The organism is Streptomyces sp. NPDC050508, from assembly GCF_040655155.1.
Classification (GTDB): domain Bacteria; phylum Actinomycetota; class Actinomycetes; order Streptomycetales; family Streptomycetaceae; genus Streptomyces.
The window spans coordinates 26,911-42,326 of the sequence record NZ_JBFAJJ010000029.1; the positions used below are offsets into that span (position 1 = coordinate 26,911).

Sequence of the window (15,416 nt, forward strand, 5' to 3'; positions counted from 1 at the left end):
ACCTATACTCCGAACCCATGGCGGAGACTGCGACCTCACCCGATCCCGACCTGGTCGGCGCGTTGCGGGCGCTGTCGAACCCGATGCGGTTCCAGCTGCTGCAGTGGTTGCGTGAGCCCGAGCGCCACTTCTCCCTGGAGGGCGCGATAGCCGACCCGGTCGAGGTGGGTGTGTGCGTGACCCACATCCAGGCACGGGCCGGGCTGGCCCAGTCGACGGTGTCGGCCTATATGGCGGAACTCCAGCGGGCCGGCCTGGTGCGGGCGACGCGGGTCGGCAAGTGGACCCACTACCGGCGCGACGAGCAGCGCATCGCCCGACTGGTCGCCGAACTGGGACGCGCTCTCTAGTCGTTCACCCAACTCCCGTCACTTGCCGCACACTTGCGTCTCATATCGAGATTCTGTGATATTTCGATGCGTACCGATCGGCGTCGTTCGCGAGTCACACACGAGGGGTTGTTCCATGGGCGGTATCGAGGGCCTGGAGCTGGGCAGGTTCGGGATCTACACGTTCGACTTCGAGTACCAGCCGGCGGCGCGGCTGCGCGAGTCCGTCCAGGGTCTTGAGGAGCAGGGGTGGCGGGCGCTGTGGATTCCCGAGCTGCTCGGTCGGGACGCGTTCACGCACGCCGGTTATCTGCTCTCCTGCACCGAGCGGATGCACGTCGTCAACGGCATCGCCCGCATCACGTCGCGCGAGGCTCGGTGGGCGTACGGCGCCGGCCTCCTCCTCGCCGACGCCTATCCGGACCGGCATGTGCTCGGCCTGGGACTGGGTGGGAAACCTCAGCCGGAAATCAAGCCTCTGGCGGCCATGGCCGAGTACCTCGACGCCATGGACGCCCTGGCCACGGAGACACCCAACCCCGCGCCAAAGGCCCCCATGCACCGCATCCTGGCCGCGTACGGGCCCAGGATGCTGGAGCTGGCCCGCGACCGCACCGGCAGCGCGAAGACCTATCACGTCAACGTCCAACACACCGCTCAGGCACGGGAGATCCTCGGTCCGGACGCCTTCCTGGCCGTGGAACACGCGGTGTTGTTCGAGTCGGACCCCGACACGGCACGCGCCGTCGCACGCGAGCACCTGCACGACTATCTCAACACCCCTTACAACATCGCAAAGTTCCGCCGCCTCGGCTACTCCGAGGAGGAGATCACCGGGGGCGGCAGCGACCGGCTCGTCGACGACTTCGTGTTCTGGGGCGACCTGGACACCATCGTGGGAAAGCTCCAGGGCCATGTCGAGGCCGGCGCCGACCACGTCGCCGTGCAGGTGATCGGGATCGAGCCGGGCCGGTCCGCGATGCCGTACTGGCGCACGCTCGGCGAAGCGCTGCTGCCCGCACGGTAGGAGCGCAGCCGAACACTCCCACCTGATCAACGATCAACCCAGGCTCAGCAGTTCGGCCAGGTTCCCGCCCAGCACCCGGTCGCGGACCTCGCCCGGAGACGTGACCCGTTCCACCGTCGTGCGCGCGAGGACCGGGTCTCCGTAGGGAGCGTCCGAGCCGAAGAAGGTGCGGGTGGGGAGTTCGCGGATGGCCAGGCGGACGGCGAAGACGATGTTCGCCGTGGACAGTTCGAGGTGGAGGTTGGGGGTGGCCCGGGCCAGTTCGATCGCCGCCATCCAGTGGGCTCCGCCCAGTTGGCTGATCACCAGCGGCACCTTCGGGTGGCGGGCCGCCAGATCGGCAAGTGTGCGCAGGTCCGCCGCAGTTGTGGGCGCGGCCCCGTGGACGACCACCGGGAGTCCGGCGTGGTCGTGGGCCGCGCGGAGCACCGGCTCGATCAGGGCCGCCCGGTTCGGGGGTGGGGTGAGTTCCCCGATGCCGTACAGCCCGCGGCCGGTCACCTCGCGCTCCACCCGGGCCGCGGTCTCGGCGTCGGCGCGGCCGAGGGGGACGGAGCCGAAGCCGAGGAACCGGTCGGGGTGTGCGGCGAGGGCCTCGTCCAACTCCCGCAACGCGAGGGCGAAACCGTCGTCGCCGGAACCGCCGGCCAACGCCCTTTCCAGCGCGCCCATTTCGCGGTGGAGGGAGTCCAGATCGGTGGCCCGTTCCGGGTGCGCCCGGGTGGGGAACAGGACGGTACGGTCCACGCCCGCGTCGTCCAGTGCTGACAGGTGGGTGTCGAGCGGGTCGTGGACATGGCTGTGGGCGTCGAGAATCACGCGCGTCTCCCGGAGAGTGCCGACCACCCGGCGGAATGCGGGCGGCGGGAGCCAGTGTTGAGCCCTGACACCGTGGGAAGGTCAAGTGGGAGAGGAGCGCGTGTCCGTGCTGATCGGAGAGCTGGCCGAGCGGACGGGGACCAGCGAGCGACTGCTGCGCTATTACGAACGGGCGGGGCTGCTACGACCCGAGCGGCTGCCCAACGGCTACAGGGAGTACGCCGATTCGGACACCGCCGCCGTACTTCGTATCCGCGCGCTCCTCGCGGCCGGGCTGCCCACCCGGGTCATCCGCCAGGTGCTGCCCTGCACGACGGACGAGGCCGCCGTACAGCCGTGCCCGGGTGTACTCGACGCGCTGCGTGCCCAGTTGGGTGACCTCGACCGCCGTGCCGCCGAACTCGCCGCGGCCCGCGAGGTGTTGCGGGACACGATCGCGGGAGCGGAGGCCCGCACGGCCCCGGCCACGGCTCCCGGGTGAGAGGGCTCAGTCGCCGAACCGCTCCCGCAACTCCCGCTTGAGGATCTTTCCGCTGGCGTTGCGTGGCAGTTCGTCCACGAACACGACCCGCTTCGGTGCCTTGAAGTGGGGGAGCTCCTCCCGGGCGTGGTCGATGAGTTGAGCCTCGGTGACCTCGCCGCGCGGGACGACGACCGCGGTGACGGCCTCGATCCAGCGGTCGTCGGGGAGGCCGATCACGGCGACCTCGGCGACGCCCTCGTGGGTGTAGAGCACGTCCTCGACCTGACGTGAAGCGACCAGTACGCCACCGGAGTTGATGACGTCCTTCACCCGGTCGACGACGGTGAAGAAGCCCTGCGCGTCCCGTACCGCGAGGTCGCCGGAGTGGAACCAGCCGTCGCGGAAGGCGGCGGCGGTCTCCTCGGGCTTGTCCCAGTAGCCCTCGCACAACTGCGGTGAGCGGTAGACGACTTCGCCCTGTGTTCCGTCGGGTACTTCCTTGCCGTCCTCGTCGACCACTCGTGCGTCCACGAACAGGACGGGACGCCCGCACGAGTCCAGGCGGCCCTTGTGCTCGTCGGGGCCCAGGACGGTGGCCAGCGGGCCGATCTCGCTCTGCCCGAAGCAGTTGTAGAAGGCCAGCTTCGGGAGCCGCTCGCGCAGCCGCTCCAGGACGGGCACCGGCATGATCGACGCACCGTAGTAGGCCTTGCGCAGCCCGCTCAGGTCGCGCGTCGCGAAGTCGGGGCGGTTCGCCAGACCGATCCACACGGTGGGCGGGGCGAACAGGCTGTCCACGCGCCCGGCCTCGACCAGGTCGAAGAGCCGGTCCCCGTCGGGCGCGTCGAGGATGGTGTTGGTCGCCCCGACCGCCAGGTACGGCAGCAGGAACACATGCAGCTGCGCCGAGTGGTACAGCGGCAGCGAGTGCACCGGCCGGTCCCCGGCACTGAGGTCCAGGGCGGTGATCGCGCTCAAGTACTCGTGCACCAGGGCCCGGTGGGTCATCATCGCGCCCTTGGGCAGCGCGGTCGTGCCCGAGGTGTAGAGCAACTGCACCAGGTCCTCGGTACGCGGCTCGGGACCGTCGTACGGCGGCGCGGACGCCAGCCGCTCCAACAGCGAGCCGTCCGCGTCCCGCAGCGGCAACGTCCTTACGCCGTCGGGTAGTTGACCGGCGAGGCCGGGATCGGTGAGCACCAGGGTGCTGCCGGACTGGCCGACGATGTACGCGAGGTCGTCGCCGGTGAGGTTCTGGTTGACCGGCACGTGGACGAGGCCCGTGCGGGCGCAGGTGAGGAAGCCGATCAGGTAGGCGTCCGAGTTGTGGCCGTAGGAGCCGACCCGGTCGCCCGGCGCGAGGCCCTGGTCGAGGAGCACGCTCGCCGCGCGGGAGACGGCGTCGTCGAGTTCCTCGTACGTCCAGGAACGCTCGCCGTAGTCCACCGCCACGCGTGCGGGAGTGCGCCGGGCACTGCGGCGCAGTACCCCGTCTACCGTGCTGCCGTGTCCGGGCGTCATGACACATGATCCTCGGGCCGACACCCGGGCAGGTCAAGCCGGCTGGTCGGGATGGTCCCGCTCCACATGGGCCGGGACCACACCTTCCCCTATCGAGTGCCGGCCGCACTCACATGTGCCGCACTCACACAGGTCGTGTGCGTCCCTCCCAGTACGGGTCCCTCAGCCGCCGCTTGTACAGCTTGCCGTTGGGATCGCGGGGCATCTCGGTGATGAAGTCGATGCTCTTGGGCCGCTTGTAGCCGGCGAGTTGCTCGGCGCAGTGGTCGAGAAGGGCGGCGGCGAGGGCCGGGCCGGGCTCATGGCCGGGGGCCGGCTCGACGACGGCCTTGACCGCCTCGCCCCAGTCGTCGTGCGGGATCCCGAAGGCCGCGGCGTCGGCGACGGCGGGATTTGCGAGGAGCACGGACTCGATCTCGGCCGGGTAGATGTTGACGCCGCCCGAGATGATCATGTCGATCTTGCGGTCACGGAGGAAGAGATAGCCGTCCTCGTCGAGAATGCCGAGGTCGCCGACGGTGAAGAAGTCGCCGATGCGGTTCTTCTTCGTCTTGGCCTCGTCCTTGTGGTAGGCGAAGCCGCCGGTGCTCATCTTCATGTACACCGTGCCGAGTTCACCGGGCGGGAGCCGGTTGCCGTCGTCGTCGAAGACCGCGAGTTCGCTGATGGGCCAGGCCTTTCCGACCGTGCCGGGCTTCTTCAGCCAGTCCTCGGCGGTCGCGAAGGCACCACCGCCCTCGCTGGCCGCGTAGTACTCCTCCACACAGTGGCCCCACCAGTCGATCATCGCCCGCTTCACATGGTCGGGGCACGGGGCGGCGCCGTGGATGGCGTGCCGCATGGACGAGACGTCGTAGCGCGCCCGTATGTCCTCCGGGAGGGCGAGGAGGCGGTGGAACTGGGTCGGGACCATATGGGTGTGGGTGCATTTCTCGCGGTCGATGAGGCGGAGCATCTCCTCCGGGGTCCACTTGTCCATCAGGACCAGGCGGTGCCCTATGTGCAGGCTCGCGCCCGCGAACTGGAGGACGGCCGTGTGGTAGAGCGGCGAGCAGACGAGGTGCACGTTGTCGTCGAACGGCTTGATGCCGAAGATGCCGAGGAATCCGCCGAGGTACGCCGACTCGGGTGGCTTGCCCGGCAGGGGGCGGCGGATGCCGCGGGGGCGGCCGGTGGTGCCCGAGGTGTAGTTCATGACCCAGCCGAGGGTGCGGTCCGTGGGCGCCGACTCCGGTTGTCCGTCGAGGAGTTCGGCGTACGGCCGGAAGCCCTCGACCGTGCCGACCGCGTACCGGTGGGTGGCGGGCAGGCCGGCCTCGTCGGCGGCCTGGCGGGCGGGGTCGGCGAACCGTTCGTGTGCGATGAGCACCTTGGCGCCGGAGTCGGCGACGATCCAGGCGATCTCGGGTGCGACGAAGTGGTGGTTGACGGGGACGAGGTAGAACCCGGCCTGGGTGGCGGCCAGATGGGCCGTGAAGAACTCGACGCCGTTGGGCAGGACGACGGCGAAGGCGTCGCCGCGTTCGAGTCCGGCGGCGCGCAGCCCGTGGACGAGCTGGTTGGCGGCGGCGTGCAGTCGGCCGGCCGTCCACACCTCGCCGTCGGGTGCGACGAGGACCTCACGGTCGGGGTCCTGAGCCGCCTGGGCCCAGAAACCGGCGGGGGGTGTGCTGACGCCCTGTGTGGCCGCGCTCTGTGTGGCCGCACCACCTGTGGTCGCACCCTGTGTGCCTGCGCCCTCTGTGCTCACGACTGGCCGCTCCTTCCGGCGATGCGGTTGATGCGGTCGACGGCGTGCTCGAAGCCGCGGGTGAGGTCGTCGAAGACGGCCTGGACACTGCGTTCGCTGTTCATCCGGCCGACGATCTGGCCGACGGGGGTGCCGAGAAGCGGGTCGATCTCGTACTTCTGGATACGCGAGACGGCCTCGGCGACCAGCAGGCCCTGCAGCGGCATCGGGAGGGTGCCCGGTCCACTCGCGTCGTCCCAGGCGTCGGTCCACTCGGTACGCAGTTGGCGGGCCGGTTTCCCGGTCAGGGCGCGCGAGCGGACGGTGTCTCCGGACCCGGCGGCGAGCAGTTTGCGGGTCAGGGCGGGCGAGTGCATGTCGGCCTCTGTGGTGGTCAGCCACATGGAGCCCAGCCACACACCTTGGGCGCCGAGACTGAGCGCGGCGGCCACCTGCTGTCCGCTGCCGATGCCGCCGGCGGCGAGGACCGGCAGCGGGTCGACGGCGTCGACGACCTCGGGCGTGAGCACCATGGAGGCGATCTCGCCGGTGTGTCCGCCCGCCTCGTAGCCCTGGGCCACGACGATGTCGATGCCGCCCTCCGCGTGCTTGCGGGCGTGCCGGGCGCTGCCCGCGAGCGCGGCGACGAGGACACCCTGGTCATGGGCGCGGGCGACGACGTCGGCCGGTGGGGAGCCCAACGCGTTGGCAAGCAGCTTGATCGGGTAGTCGAAGGCGACGTCGAGCTGGTTGCGGGCGACCTGTTCCATCCAGCCGGTGATGCGCCAGCCGGACACCTCACCCTCGGCGAGTTCGGGCACGCCGTACTTGGCCAACGTCTCGGTGACGAACTGCCGGTGCCCTTCCGGGATCATCGCCTCGACCTCGGCCTCGGTGACGCCCTCGACCTTCTTCGCGGGCATGACGACGTCAAGGCCGTACGGCATCCCGTCGACGTGGGCCTCCAGCCAGTCGAGGTCGTGCTTCAGGTCGTCCGGGGCGGTGTAGCGGACCGCGCCGAGCACTCCGAAACCGCCGGCCCGGCTGATGGCCGCGGCGACGGCGGGGAACGGCGTGAAGCCGAAGATGGCGTGCTCGATTCCCAGTTTCTTGCTCAACTCCGTCTGCATGGGCGCAGAATGCCGCAGTCCTCCGGACGACGGAAGGCCTTTTCTGATGATCCGTCAGATTTTCCTGGACTCTCGGTCGCGCTGGACCCGTCGCGCCGTGAGCACCGGCTGGTAGAAGCCGCCGTCCCCCGGATCGTGCCAACCGACCTCCGCGAAGCCCGCATCGGACACCGCGTCGCTCAACTGGCCCCGGGTCAAAGCCCAGTACGTGGTACGCCGGACCCGCACCTCCCAGCCGTCACCGTCGGGCACCAACTGGAAGTGCTCCAGGTCGTAGCGCTCGCCGTCGTCGTACCAGTGCCACAACTGGAAGGTGATCACCCGGCCTTGGGCGGTCGTCGACACCTGCGGAGGCGTGGACGTGGGACGGGCGGCGCGGATCTCGTCGTAGTCCCGGACGCTCAGCACAAGGAGTCCGTCGTCGCGAAGGACTCGGCCCATGCCGACCAGTGCCGTACGCACGTCGTCGGTCGTGAGCAGATGCGGCAGCGAGTTGTCGGCACAGACCACGACGTCGAAGGTCGATGCCCGGTACGGCAGCGCCCGCATGTCCGCCACGGTCACCGGAAGTCCGAGGTCCCGGGTCTCGGCTTCCGCGGCGGCCCGCGCGACCGCGGCCGGGCTCAGATCGCTGCCGACCACCCGGTGTCCGACCCCTGCCAGCCCGATCGCCTGTGTGCCGATCCCACATGAACAGTCCAGCACCCGGTGTGGCCCGGCACCCAGCCGAGCCCGGACAACACCGCCCAGTGCCTCGGCCTGGCGGGCCATGCTCGCGTCCCAGTCCGGGAAGATCAGGTGGTAGTCGGCGGCCAGCGCGTCGTAGAAGTCCTGGACCGAGGACACCTTCGCCTTTCTCTTCAGCGGCTTTCCAGCCGGACGTGCAGTTCCCGCTCCTGGTCGCCGGAGGTGGTGGCGAGGTCGTGCACGGTGAACAGCGAGTCCAGGGTCGTACGGAACTGTTCGATGGCCCAATATCCGCCCTGCACATCCGCGTCGACGGACGCCGCGAGCCGGGCCGGGCCGCCGGAGGCACCCTCGTGGGCGTCGGCGACGTCGAAGGTGCCGAGCCAGACCGTGGGGCGGGTGTCGTGGTGGTCCCGGGGTACGTCGTCCGCGCACCGGTCGGATCCGTAGCACGCGCACAGCGTGTCGAACACGATCCGGGCGTCCTCCTTGCTGCATCCGCTGATCTCCACCGAGACGGATTCCATGTGCTCCGGCACTATGTGTGCGCTATCCATGGTGATCGCTCCTCTCGTCCACTCCCCACTCCCAGAAAAGCACCACTTCCGCGGCAAAGCACCATCCACCGTGAGCAGGAAGTCAGCGCTCCCCCGCCTCCAGCACCGCCATCGCCGCGTTGTGCCCCGGCACTCCGCTCACACCCCCGCCGCGCACCGCGCCCGCCCCGCACAGCAGGACGTTCGCGTGCCGGGTCTCGACGCCCCAGCGGCCGGTGCCGTCCTGGGCGTAGGGCCAGGTCAGCTCGCGGTGGAAGATGTTGCCGCCGGGGAGCCTGAGGTCGCGCTCCAGGTCGAGCGGGGTCTTCGCCTCGATGCAGGGTCGCCCGTCCGCGTCGGTGGCCAGGCAGTCGGCGAGCGGCTCGGCGAGGTGGTTGTCCAGCTGGGCGAGCGTCGCCTTCAGCAGCTCGTCACGTGCGGCGTCGTTGTCCCGTTCGAAGAGGCGGGCCGGTGTGTGCAGACCGAAGAGGGTGAGCGTCTGATAGCCGTCCTCGACCAGGTCCCGCCCGAGGATGGTCGGGTCGGTGAGGGAGTGGCAGTAGATCTCGGAGGGCGGCGCGGTGGGCAGCGAACCCGCCGCGGCCTGCGCGTACGCCCCGGCCAGTTGGTCGTAGCCCTCGGCGATGTGGAAGGTGCCGGCGAACGCCTCGCGCGGGTCGACCGAGCTGTCGCGCAGCCTGGGCAGCCGCTTGAGCAGCATGTTCACCTTGAGCTGGGCGCCCTCGGCGGGCGCGGGCGGCTCGTCGCCGGTGAGGGCGGCCAGTTGCTGCGGCGAGGCGCCGACGAGGACGTGCCGGGCGGCTACGACGCCCTCTCCGTCGACCGTGCGGTAGGTGATCTCGGCGGCGCGTCCGTCCGTGTCGATACGGAGGGCCTCGTGACCGGTGGCGAGTACGGCGCCGGCGGCGCGCGCGGTGGCGGCCAGGGTGTCGGTGAGGGCGCCCATGCCGCCGACCGGGACGTCCCAGGCGCCGGTGCCGCCGCCGATGACGTGGTAGAGGAAGCAGCGGTTCTGGGCGAGGGAGGGGTCGTGGGCGTCGGCGAAGGTGCCGATGAGGGCGTCGGTGAGGACGACACCCCGGACCAGGTCGTCGGTGAAGTTCTCCTCGATGGCGACGCCGATCGGCTCCTCGAAGAGCATCCGCCAGGCGTCCTCGTCGTCGACGCGCCGGCGCAGTTCGTCCCGGGCGGGGAGCGGTTCGGTGAGCGTGGGGAAGACCCTTTGCGCGAGGCGTCCGGTCGTGCCGTAGAGCCGCTGCCAGGCCGCGTACTCGCGGTCGCCGCCGGTCAGCCGGGCGAAGGCGTCCCGGGTGCGGCGCTCGCCGCCGCCGACGAGGAGTCCGGTGGGGCGACCGTCGCGTTCGACGGGGGTGTACGACGAGATGGTGCGCCCGCGGACCCGGAAGTCGAGGCCGAGGTCCCGCACGATCTTCTTGGGCAGCAGACTGACCAGGTACGAGTACCGGGACAGCCGCGCGTCGACCCCGGCGAACGGGCGCGTCGACACTGCGGCACCGCCGGTGGTGTCGAGGCGTTCCAGGACGAGCACGGAGCGCCCGGCCCGGGCCAGGTAGGCGGCGGCGACCAGCCCGTTGTGGCCGCCGCCGACGATGACGGCGTCGTACGTCCGGTGTCCGTGTCCCTCGTGTGCAGGCATGGTTCTTGGTAACACGAGGTGATCTAGGTCGGCCAGAGGTGGGCGGGCACTGCTCGGTGCGGCCCTCAGTGGCCGCCGGGCGCCCGCTGCTGCCGTAGCACCGCCACCCGGCGGTACAGCTCGACCGCTTCGGCGTTGCGGCCGAGTTGTTCCAGGCAGTGGGCCTCGTCGTTGCGGCTGGCGAGGGTGTCGGGGTGGTCCGGGCCGAGGACGCGCTCGCGGGCGGTGGCGACGCGCCGGTACTCGGTGAGGGCGTCGGCCCAGCGGCCGAGCCAGCCGAGGCCTACGGCGACCTCGCGGCGGCTGACCAGGGTGTCGGTGTGGTCGGCGCCGAGGACGCGCTCGCGGATGGCGCACACGTCACGGGACTCGGCGAGGGCCTCCTCCCAGCGGCCGAGGCGCCCGAGGTTGACGCCGAGGCCGTGCCGGGCGCGGAGGGTCTCGGGGTGGGCGGGGCCGTGGACGCGGGTGCGGTCGTCGATCAGGTCGCGGTACAGCTTGAGGGCGTCGGCGCTGCGGCCGAGCCGGCCGAGGCTGATGCCGATCTCGTAGCGGGCGGCGAGCGTGTCGGCGTGGTCGGGGCCGAGTGCCTGGGCGCGGGCCTCGGCGACCTCGCCGTAGGTCTGCAGGGCCTCGGGCCAGCGCCCCAACTGGCCGAGTGCGTATGCCACTTCGTAGCGGGTGACCAGGGTATCGGGATGGCCGGGGCCCAGCACGCGGGTGCGGGCGGCGGCGACCTCGCGGGCCATGCGGTACGAGTCCTCCAGGCGGCCGAGCCGGCTGAGGTTGAAGGCGAGGTTGTGGCGGCAGCGCAGGGTGTCCGGGTGGTCGGGGCCCATCGTGCGTTCCCGGGCGGCGAGGACGGACGTGTACACCTGGTGTGCGTCGAAGTGCCGGCCCAACTGCCCCAGGACGTAGGCCATTTCCTGTCGGGCGGCGAGTGTGTCGGCGTGGTCGGCGCCCAACGCCCGTTCCCTGGCGCGGGCGACGTGGGTGTACTCGCGGAGGGCGTCGGCGGCGCGGCCGGTGCGGCTGAGGGTGAAGCCGAGTTCGTACCGGCTGGCGAGGGTGTCGGGGTGGTCCGGGCCCAGCAGGTGCTCGCGTTCGCCGGCGACCGCGCGGTGCACCTCGCCGGCCTCCGCCCAGCGGCCCAACCTCCCCAGGCTCAGGCCCGCGTTGTGGCGTCCGGCCAGGGCGTCGAGGACCTCCGGGGGCGGTGCGGACGGGGACTCCGGCGCGGGTTCCCCGGCGTGGTCGGTGGTCGGGCGGGCGATCCATTCGCCGGTGAGTCCGGCTCCGGCGTCGGGCGGGGTGGCGCGCAGTCCGGCGGCGGTCGCCTTGTGCCCGGTGGTCATCCCGCGCGTCCAGGACGGCAGGCGTGCTTCACGGGAGACCGGCTCGGACGCCGGTGCGGACGGGCGCAGTTGGGGCTGTGGGGTCACAACTGTCGGTACGTACAGGGGTGTCGTACGGCCCATGGTGATGCGTCGGCCCAACTCCCGTGCATCGTGGGGGCGTTGTTCGGGGAGTTTGGCCAGCAGGTCGAGGATGACCTTCTCCAGGTACTCGGGCACTTCGGCGCGTTGGGCGCGCGGCGGGCGGGGTGGGGTGTCGCGGTGGCCGATGAGTATGGCCCAGGCGTCGCCGAGGTCGAACGGCGGTGCCCCGGTGGCGAGTTCGTAGAGCACGCACCCGAAGGAGTAGAGGTCGCTGCGCTGGTCGACCTCGGAGCCGCTGATCTGTTCCGGCGACATGTAGTGCGGGGTGCCCATCGCGATGCCGGTGCCGGTCAGCCGGGAGGTGAAGCCGATGTCGGCGCCGAGCCGGGCGATGCCGAAGTCGCAGATCTTCACCGTGCCGTCGGTCAGTCGCATGATGTTCGCGGGCTTCAAGTCCCGGTGCACGATGCCCTGTTGGTGGCAGTACGCGAGGGCGGAGGCGACCTGTTCGGCGATCTCGACGACGTCACCGACGGGCAGCGGCCGTTGCTCGTTGTCCTCCAGGAGCTGGCTGAGATTGCGGCCGTCGAGAAGCTCCATCACCAGGTAGAGGACGCCGTCGGACTCGCCGAAGTCGTGGACGACGGTCACCCCGCGGTGCTGGAGAGCCGCGGCGACCCGGGCCTCGCGCCGGAACCGCTCGCGCAGGACGCGGGTGAACGACTGGTCGTGGTGCGGACCGAGCGGCTTGAGGCACTTCACGGCGACATGACGCCCCAGCGACTCGTCCCGCGCACGCCACACCTCGCCCATGCCGCCGCGCCCGATCAGGTCGAGCAGCCGGTAGCGGCCCTGGATCAGCCTGCTGTCCCCCATCTCGCGCCATCGCCCCCGTCGCTGTTCGTCCCGCCCTCCCCTGGCTCGTCCAGTATGGCGAGCGATCGTCCGACTTTGTACGGGGCCGGGCGCGTGCCGGGGCCCAGCCGTGACCCGGCACGGTGATGCGCCCGGGCGGGAGGTGCCGGCGCGCACGGGCGGGAACACAGCGCAGCAGGGTGCGCGTGGCGCGCAGTCGGCGGGTGACGGTCGCGGACGCGGGGACCGGTCGCCGTACGGCTCATGGGCGTACGACAGCAGGGAGGGCTACGCCGGGTGAGCCACGCGCCGCCGGAGCACTTCGCGCGCCGGGAGTCCGTACTGCCGGCGTAGCCGTATGTACGACGGCGCCGGCGCGGGACCCGTCCGCGTATCGCGGACGCCGGTCGCCCGCGTCGCCTGACGCCCGTCACACCGGGCGGGGTCCCGAGGCGGAGTCGATGCTGGCCTGTACCGCTGCCGGCACCGCCTCCGCCGCCGCGCCCATGCAGCGTCTGCGGAGGTCCAGAATCGGAGCAGGGTCCGCGAGACCGTGGGAGACCGGCGGTTTCATCAGGGGCCGGAGCGCTTCGGAGCGGGCGGCCACGCCTCCGACATCGTTGTCGAAGGCGCGGCCTGCCCGAGGCGCAGCCCTATGGGATGCGGCAAGCCCCGAGGGGGCACCGGACGCCGGGGAGCGTGGTCGGCCTACGGCGTGTAGTGGGCGTCACTGCCGTACAGCTGCCTGGTGAACGCGGAGACGTCGGCGCTGCGATCGGCGCCGTCGAGGTTGTACGTCAGATAGACGCCGTACCCCTCACTGACCGTGCGGCTGGCGAGGGCGGCGGCCGTGCTCTGCGAGGTCCCGCCGATCTCGACGGCCGCCGGCGACAGCTTCGACTTGGGGAGTGCGATGCCGGGGACCTGCCAAGTGCCGTAGTACGGGTTCCAGGCGTAGTCGAACTTGGACGAGACGTCGACGCCGCCGTAGGACAGGCGTGACGCGGCCGGGCCGATGTTGTAGAGGCTGATGATCTTGGTCGGCATGTCGGCGCGCAGTGCCGACACCAGGTACACGAACGAGCTGGCGTTGGGCTGGCTGGTGCCGTTGTTGCCGTAGTCGGCGTACTCGTCGTCGAAGTCGATGCCGTCGAGGCCGTACTTGGTCACGGTGTCCGACAGTTGCTTCGCGAACGTCGAAGCCGCCTGCTGGGACGGGAAGTTGGCGAAGCCGGAGCCCTGGTGGTTGCCGAGCACCGAGAGGACGACCTTGATGCCCTTCTGCTGCAACGGCCGTATCTGCGTGGCGGCGTTGTCGAGGACGCTTTGCACGTTCGGGTTGAAGTAGAGGGTCCCCGCCTTCGTGCCCGCGTCGTAGTTGATGTTCGCCGCGAAGATCACGGCGATGTCGAAGACGTTGGCGCCGCCGTTGGAGAGGGTGTACTTGCCGACGTTCAGCATGCTGTTGTTGTTCACCTCGACGTACGCCACCGAGGTCGGTCCCTGTTTCGCGGCGGCGGGGGCCGCTGTCGCATCGGTCGTGGCGGTCGCCCCCAAGGCGAGGGCCGCAATGACCGAGAGCGCGAGCGCGGCCGTCCGTACTCTGCTCCGTACCGGAGTGAACATCGTTGATCGGTCTCCCATCGCATGGAACGGCGCCCGACCTGTTCGCGAGCGCCGAGTGAGTCCCCCGGACCCTTCCGTTCCCGTGACGGGATCCCCGGAACCATGCGAGAACTCCTCACGACTCCCCCGCACATCGCGCCGCAACCCCGAATCCGGGCAAGGGAGTTACTGGAACGCTGCGCTGCCGCACGGTCCCGGGCATGCGCACGCCGCGGATCCGCAGCACCAGAGCAAACGGTCAGCGGCCGGACCTCGGGTTCGCCCTAGCGCCGCACCCTCGGCATCCCCAGCCCGATCCACGAGATGATCTCCCGCTGGATCTCGTTGTTGCCGCCGCCGAAGGTGAAGATGACGGCGGAGCGGTAGCCGCGTTCCAACTCGCCGTGCAGGACGGCGCCCGCGGAGCCCTCCTTCAGGGCGCCGGCCGCGGCGACGGTCTCCATGAGCCAGGCGTAGGCGTCGCGGCGGGTCTCGGAGCCGTAGACCTTGACGGCGGAGGCGTCCTGTGGGGTGAGGGTGCCTTCCTGGACGGCGTTCACCATCTGCCAGTTGAGGAGTTTCATCGCGTCGAGCCTCGCGTGGGTGCGGGCGAGGAGGCGGCGGACCCACGGGAGGTCGACGACCCGGCGGCCGTCGGCGAGTTTGGTCTCCATGGCCCAGTGCTGGACGTCGTGCAGGGCGCGGATCGCCATGGTGCCGTGGGCGGCGAGGGTGACGCGCTCGTGGTTGAGCTGGTTGGTGATCAGGCGCCAGCCCTGGTTCTCCTTGCCGACGCGGCGGGAGACCGGGACGCGGATGTTCTCGTAGTAGCTCGCCGTGGTGTCGTGGGAGGCGAGGGTGTTGATGACCGTGCAGGAGTAGCCCGGGTCGGCGGTCGGCACCAGAAGCATGGTGATGCCCTTGTGCGGCGGGGCCTCGGGGTCGGTGCGCACGGCGAGCCAGACCCAGTCGGCGGTGTCGCCGTTGGTCGTCCAGATCTTCTGCCCGTTGACGACGTACTCCTCGCCGTCCCGTACGGCGCGTGTCTTGAGCGCGGCCAGATCCGTGCCGGCCTCGGGCTCGCTGTAGCCGATCGCGAAGTCGATCTCACCGGCGAGGATCTTCGGCAGGAAGTACGCCTTCTGTTCGTCGGTGCCGAACTGCATGATCGTCGGGCCGACGGTGTTCAGCGCCATCAACGGCAGCGGTACGCCCGCCTGCGCGGCCTCGTCGAAGAAGATGAACTGCTCCATCGGCGTCAGGCCGCGCCCGCCGTACTCCGCGGGCCAGCCGACCCCGAGCCACCCGTCCGTGCCGAGCCGGCGGATCGTCTCGCGGTAGTAGCGCTTCTGGGCAGCCGGATCGTCGTAGCGGGAGTAAGCGTGGTCGGGCACCAACTCGGCGAAGTAGGCGCGCAGTTCGGTCCGCAGCCGCTGCTGTTCGGGCGTGTATTCGAGATGCACGGCGCCTCCAGGCTCCCCAAGGCCGGTCCTGACGGCGCACACCGTAGAACGTGTTCCAGAAATTGGGAATGGCGAGGCGGTAATGCCCCCTCAAGAGAGCACAGGGTCCCGTCAAAACGGCACAGGGACCCGTCA

At 70.5% G+C, this 15,416-nt stretch carries 13 protein-coding genes; 3 read left to right on the top strand and 10 right to left on the bottom strand.

The window, feature by feature from the left end; genetic code table 11:
• The first annotated feature begins 17 nt into the window (after positions 1 to 17).
• Positions 18 to 350 (top strand): transcriptional regulator, encoded by a 333-nt coding sequence (locus tag AB0I69_RS45155; RefSeq protein ID WP_363101667.1) that lies wholly within the window; start codon positions 18 to 20, stop codon positions 348 to 350.
• Positions 351 to 465: 115 nt separating this feature from the next.
• A complete protein-coding gene (locus AB0I69_RS45160) occupies positions 466 to 1,356 on the top strand; it encodes a TIGR03620 family F420-dependent LLM class oxidoreductase (RefSeq protein WP_363101668.1) in 891 nt (296 codons plus the stop codon).
• 33 nt (positions 1,357 to 1,389) lie between these two features.
• Here AB0I69_RS45160 and AB0I69_RS45165 read toward each other — a convergent pair whose 3' ends face one another.
• The gene (locus tag AB0I69_RS45165) at positions 1,390 to 2,175 is read right to left on the bottom strand and encodes an amidohydrolase family protein (RefSeq protein ID WP_363101669.1); all 786 of its coding nucleotides are present in this window, start codon (positions 2,173 to 2,175) and stop codon (positions 1,390 to 1,392) included.
• A gap of 106 nt (positions 2,176 to 2,281) precedes the next feature.
• Here AB0I69_RS45165 and AB0I69_RS45170 point away from each other — a divergent pair, with 106 nt between their 5' ends.
• Entirely contained in the window at positions 2,282 to 2,656 is a 375-nt protein-coding gene (locus AB0I69_RS45170) for a MerR family transcriptional regulator (RefSeq protein ID WP_363101713.1), read from the top strand.
• A 6-nt stretch (positions 2,657 to 2,662) separates the two neighbouring features.
• On the opposite strand, the gene AB0I69_RS45175 is transcribed toward AB0I69_RS45170, so the two are convergent.
• The 9 genes from AB0I69_RS45175 to AB0I69_RS45215 all read right to left on the bottom strand — a co-directional run bounded on the left by AB0I69_RS45175 (position 2,663) and on the right by AB0I69_RS45215 (position 15,281).
• Positions 2,663 to 4,159: an acyl-CoA synthetase gene (locus AB0I69_RS45175; protein WP_363101670.1), complete on the bottom strand. Its 1,497-nt coding sequence runs from the start codon at positions 4,157 to 4,159 to the stop codon at positions 2,663 to 2,665.
• A gap of 124 nt (positions 4,160 to 4,283) precedes the next feature.
• Entirely contained in the window at positions 4,284 to 5,909 is a 1,626-nt protein-coding gene (locus tag AB0I69_RS45180) for an acyl-CoA synthetase (protein WP_363101671.1), read from the bottom strand.
• Positions 5,906 to 7,018, bottom strand: a complete 1,113-nt coding sequence (locus AB0I69_RS45185) for a nitronate monooxygenase family protein (RefSeq protein ID WP_363101672.1) — start codon at positions 7,016 to 7,018, stop codon at positions 5,906 to 5,908. The genes AB0I69_RS45180 and AB0I69_RS45185 overlap by 4 nt, the downstream gene beginning before the upstream one ends.
• A gap of 54 nt (positions 7,019 to 7,072) precedes the next feature.
• Positions 7,073 to 7,864 carry a class I SAM-dependent methyltransferase gene (locus AB0I69_RS45190; RefSeq protein WP_363101673.1) on the bottom strand — a complete coding sequence of 264 codons (792 nt, stop codon included), beginning with the start codon at positions 7,862 to 7,864 and terminating at the stop codon, positions 7,073 to 7,075.
• Between the two features lie 14 nt (positions 7,865 to 7,878).
• Complete coding sequence (locus AB0I69_RS45195) at positions 7,879 to 8,262, bottom strand: hypothetical protein (RefSeq protein WP_363101674.1); 384 nt, start codon at positions 8,260 to 8,262, stop codon at positions 7,879 to 7,881.
• 82 nt (positions 8,263 to 8,344) lie between these two features.
• Positions 8,345 to 9,919 (bottom strand): NAD(P)/FAD-dependent oxidoreductase, encoded by a 1,575-nt coding sequence (locus tag AB0I69_RS45200; protein WP_363101675.1) that lies wholly within the window; start codon positions 9,917 to 9,919, stop codon positions 8,345 to 8,347.
• Between the two features lie 65 nt (positions 9,920 to 9,984).
• Positions 9,985 to 12,234 carry a serine/threonine-protein kinase gene (locus tag AB0I69_RS45205; protein WP_363101676.1) on the bottom strand — a complete coding sequence of 750 codons (2,250 nt, stop codon included), beginning with the start codon at positions 12,232 to 12,234 and terminating at the stop codon, positions 9,985 to 9,987.
• Between the two features lie 687 nt (positions 12,235 to 12,921).
• Positions 12,922 to 13,839, bottom strand: coding sequence for an endo-beta-N-acetylglucosaminidase H (locus AB0I69_RS45210; protein ID WP_363101677.1), 918 nt, complete (start codon positions 13,837 to 13,839; stop codon positions 12,922 to 12,924).
• Between the two features lie 263 nt (positions 13,840 to 14,102).
• Positions 14,103 to 15,281 (bottom strand): acyl-CoA dehydrogenase family protein, encoded by a 1,179-nt coding sequence (locus AB0I69_RS45215; protein WP_363101678.1) that lies wholly within the window; start codon positions 15,279 to 15,281, stop codon positions 14,103 to 14,105.
• Between the last annotated feature and the right edge of the window lie 135 nt (positions 15,282 to 15,416).

What these genes read in the sequence shown, in the direction of transcription:
- AB0I69_RS45155 (WP_363101667.1), top strand. Translation starts at nt 18, where the DNA reads ATGGCGGAGACTGCGACCTCACCCGATCCCGACCTGGTCGGCGCGTTG.
- AB0I69_RS45160 (WP_363101668.1), top strand. Translation starts at nt 466, where the DNA reads ATGGGCGGTATCGAGGGCCTGGAGCTGGGCAGGTTCGGGATCTACACG.
- AB0I69_RS45175 (WP_363101670.1), bottom strand. Translation starts at nt 4,159, where the DNA reads ATGACGCCCGGACACGGCAGCACGGTAGACGGGGTACTGCGCCGCAGT.
- AB0I69_RS45185 (WP_363101672.1), bottom strand. Translation starts at nt 7,018, where the DNA reads ATGCAGACGGAGTTGAGCAAGAAACTGGGAATCGAGCACGCCATCTTC.
- AB0I69_RS45195 (WP_363101674.1), bottom strand. Translation starts at nt 8,262, where the DNA reads ATGGATAGCGCACACATAGTGCCGGAGCACATGGAATCCGTCTCGGTG.
- AB0I69_RS45200 (WP_363101675.1), bottom strand. Translation starts at nt 9,919, where the DNA reads ATGCCTGCACACGAGGGACACGGACACCGGACGTACGACGCCGTCATC.
- AB0I69_RS45205 (WP_363101676.1), bottom strand. Translation starts at nt 12,234, where the DNA reads ATGGGGGACAGCAGGCTGATCCAGGGCCGCTACCGGCTGCTCGACCTG.
- AB0I69_RS45210 (WP_363101677.1), bottom strand. Translation starts at nt 13,839, where the DNA reads ATGTTCACTCCGGTACGGAGCAGAGTACGGACGGCCGCGCTCGCGCTC.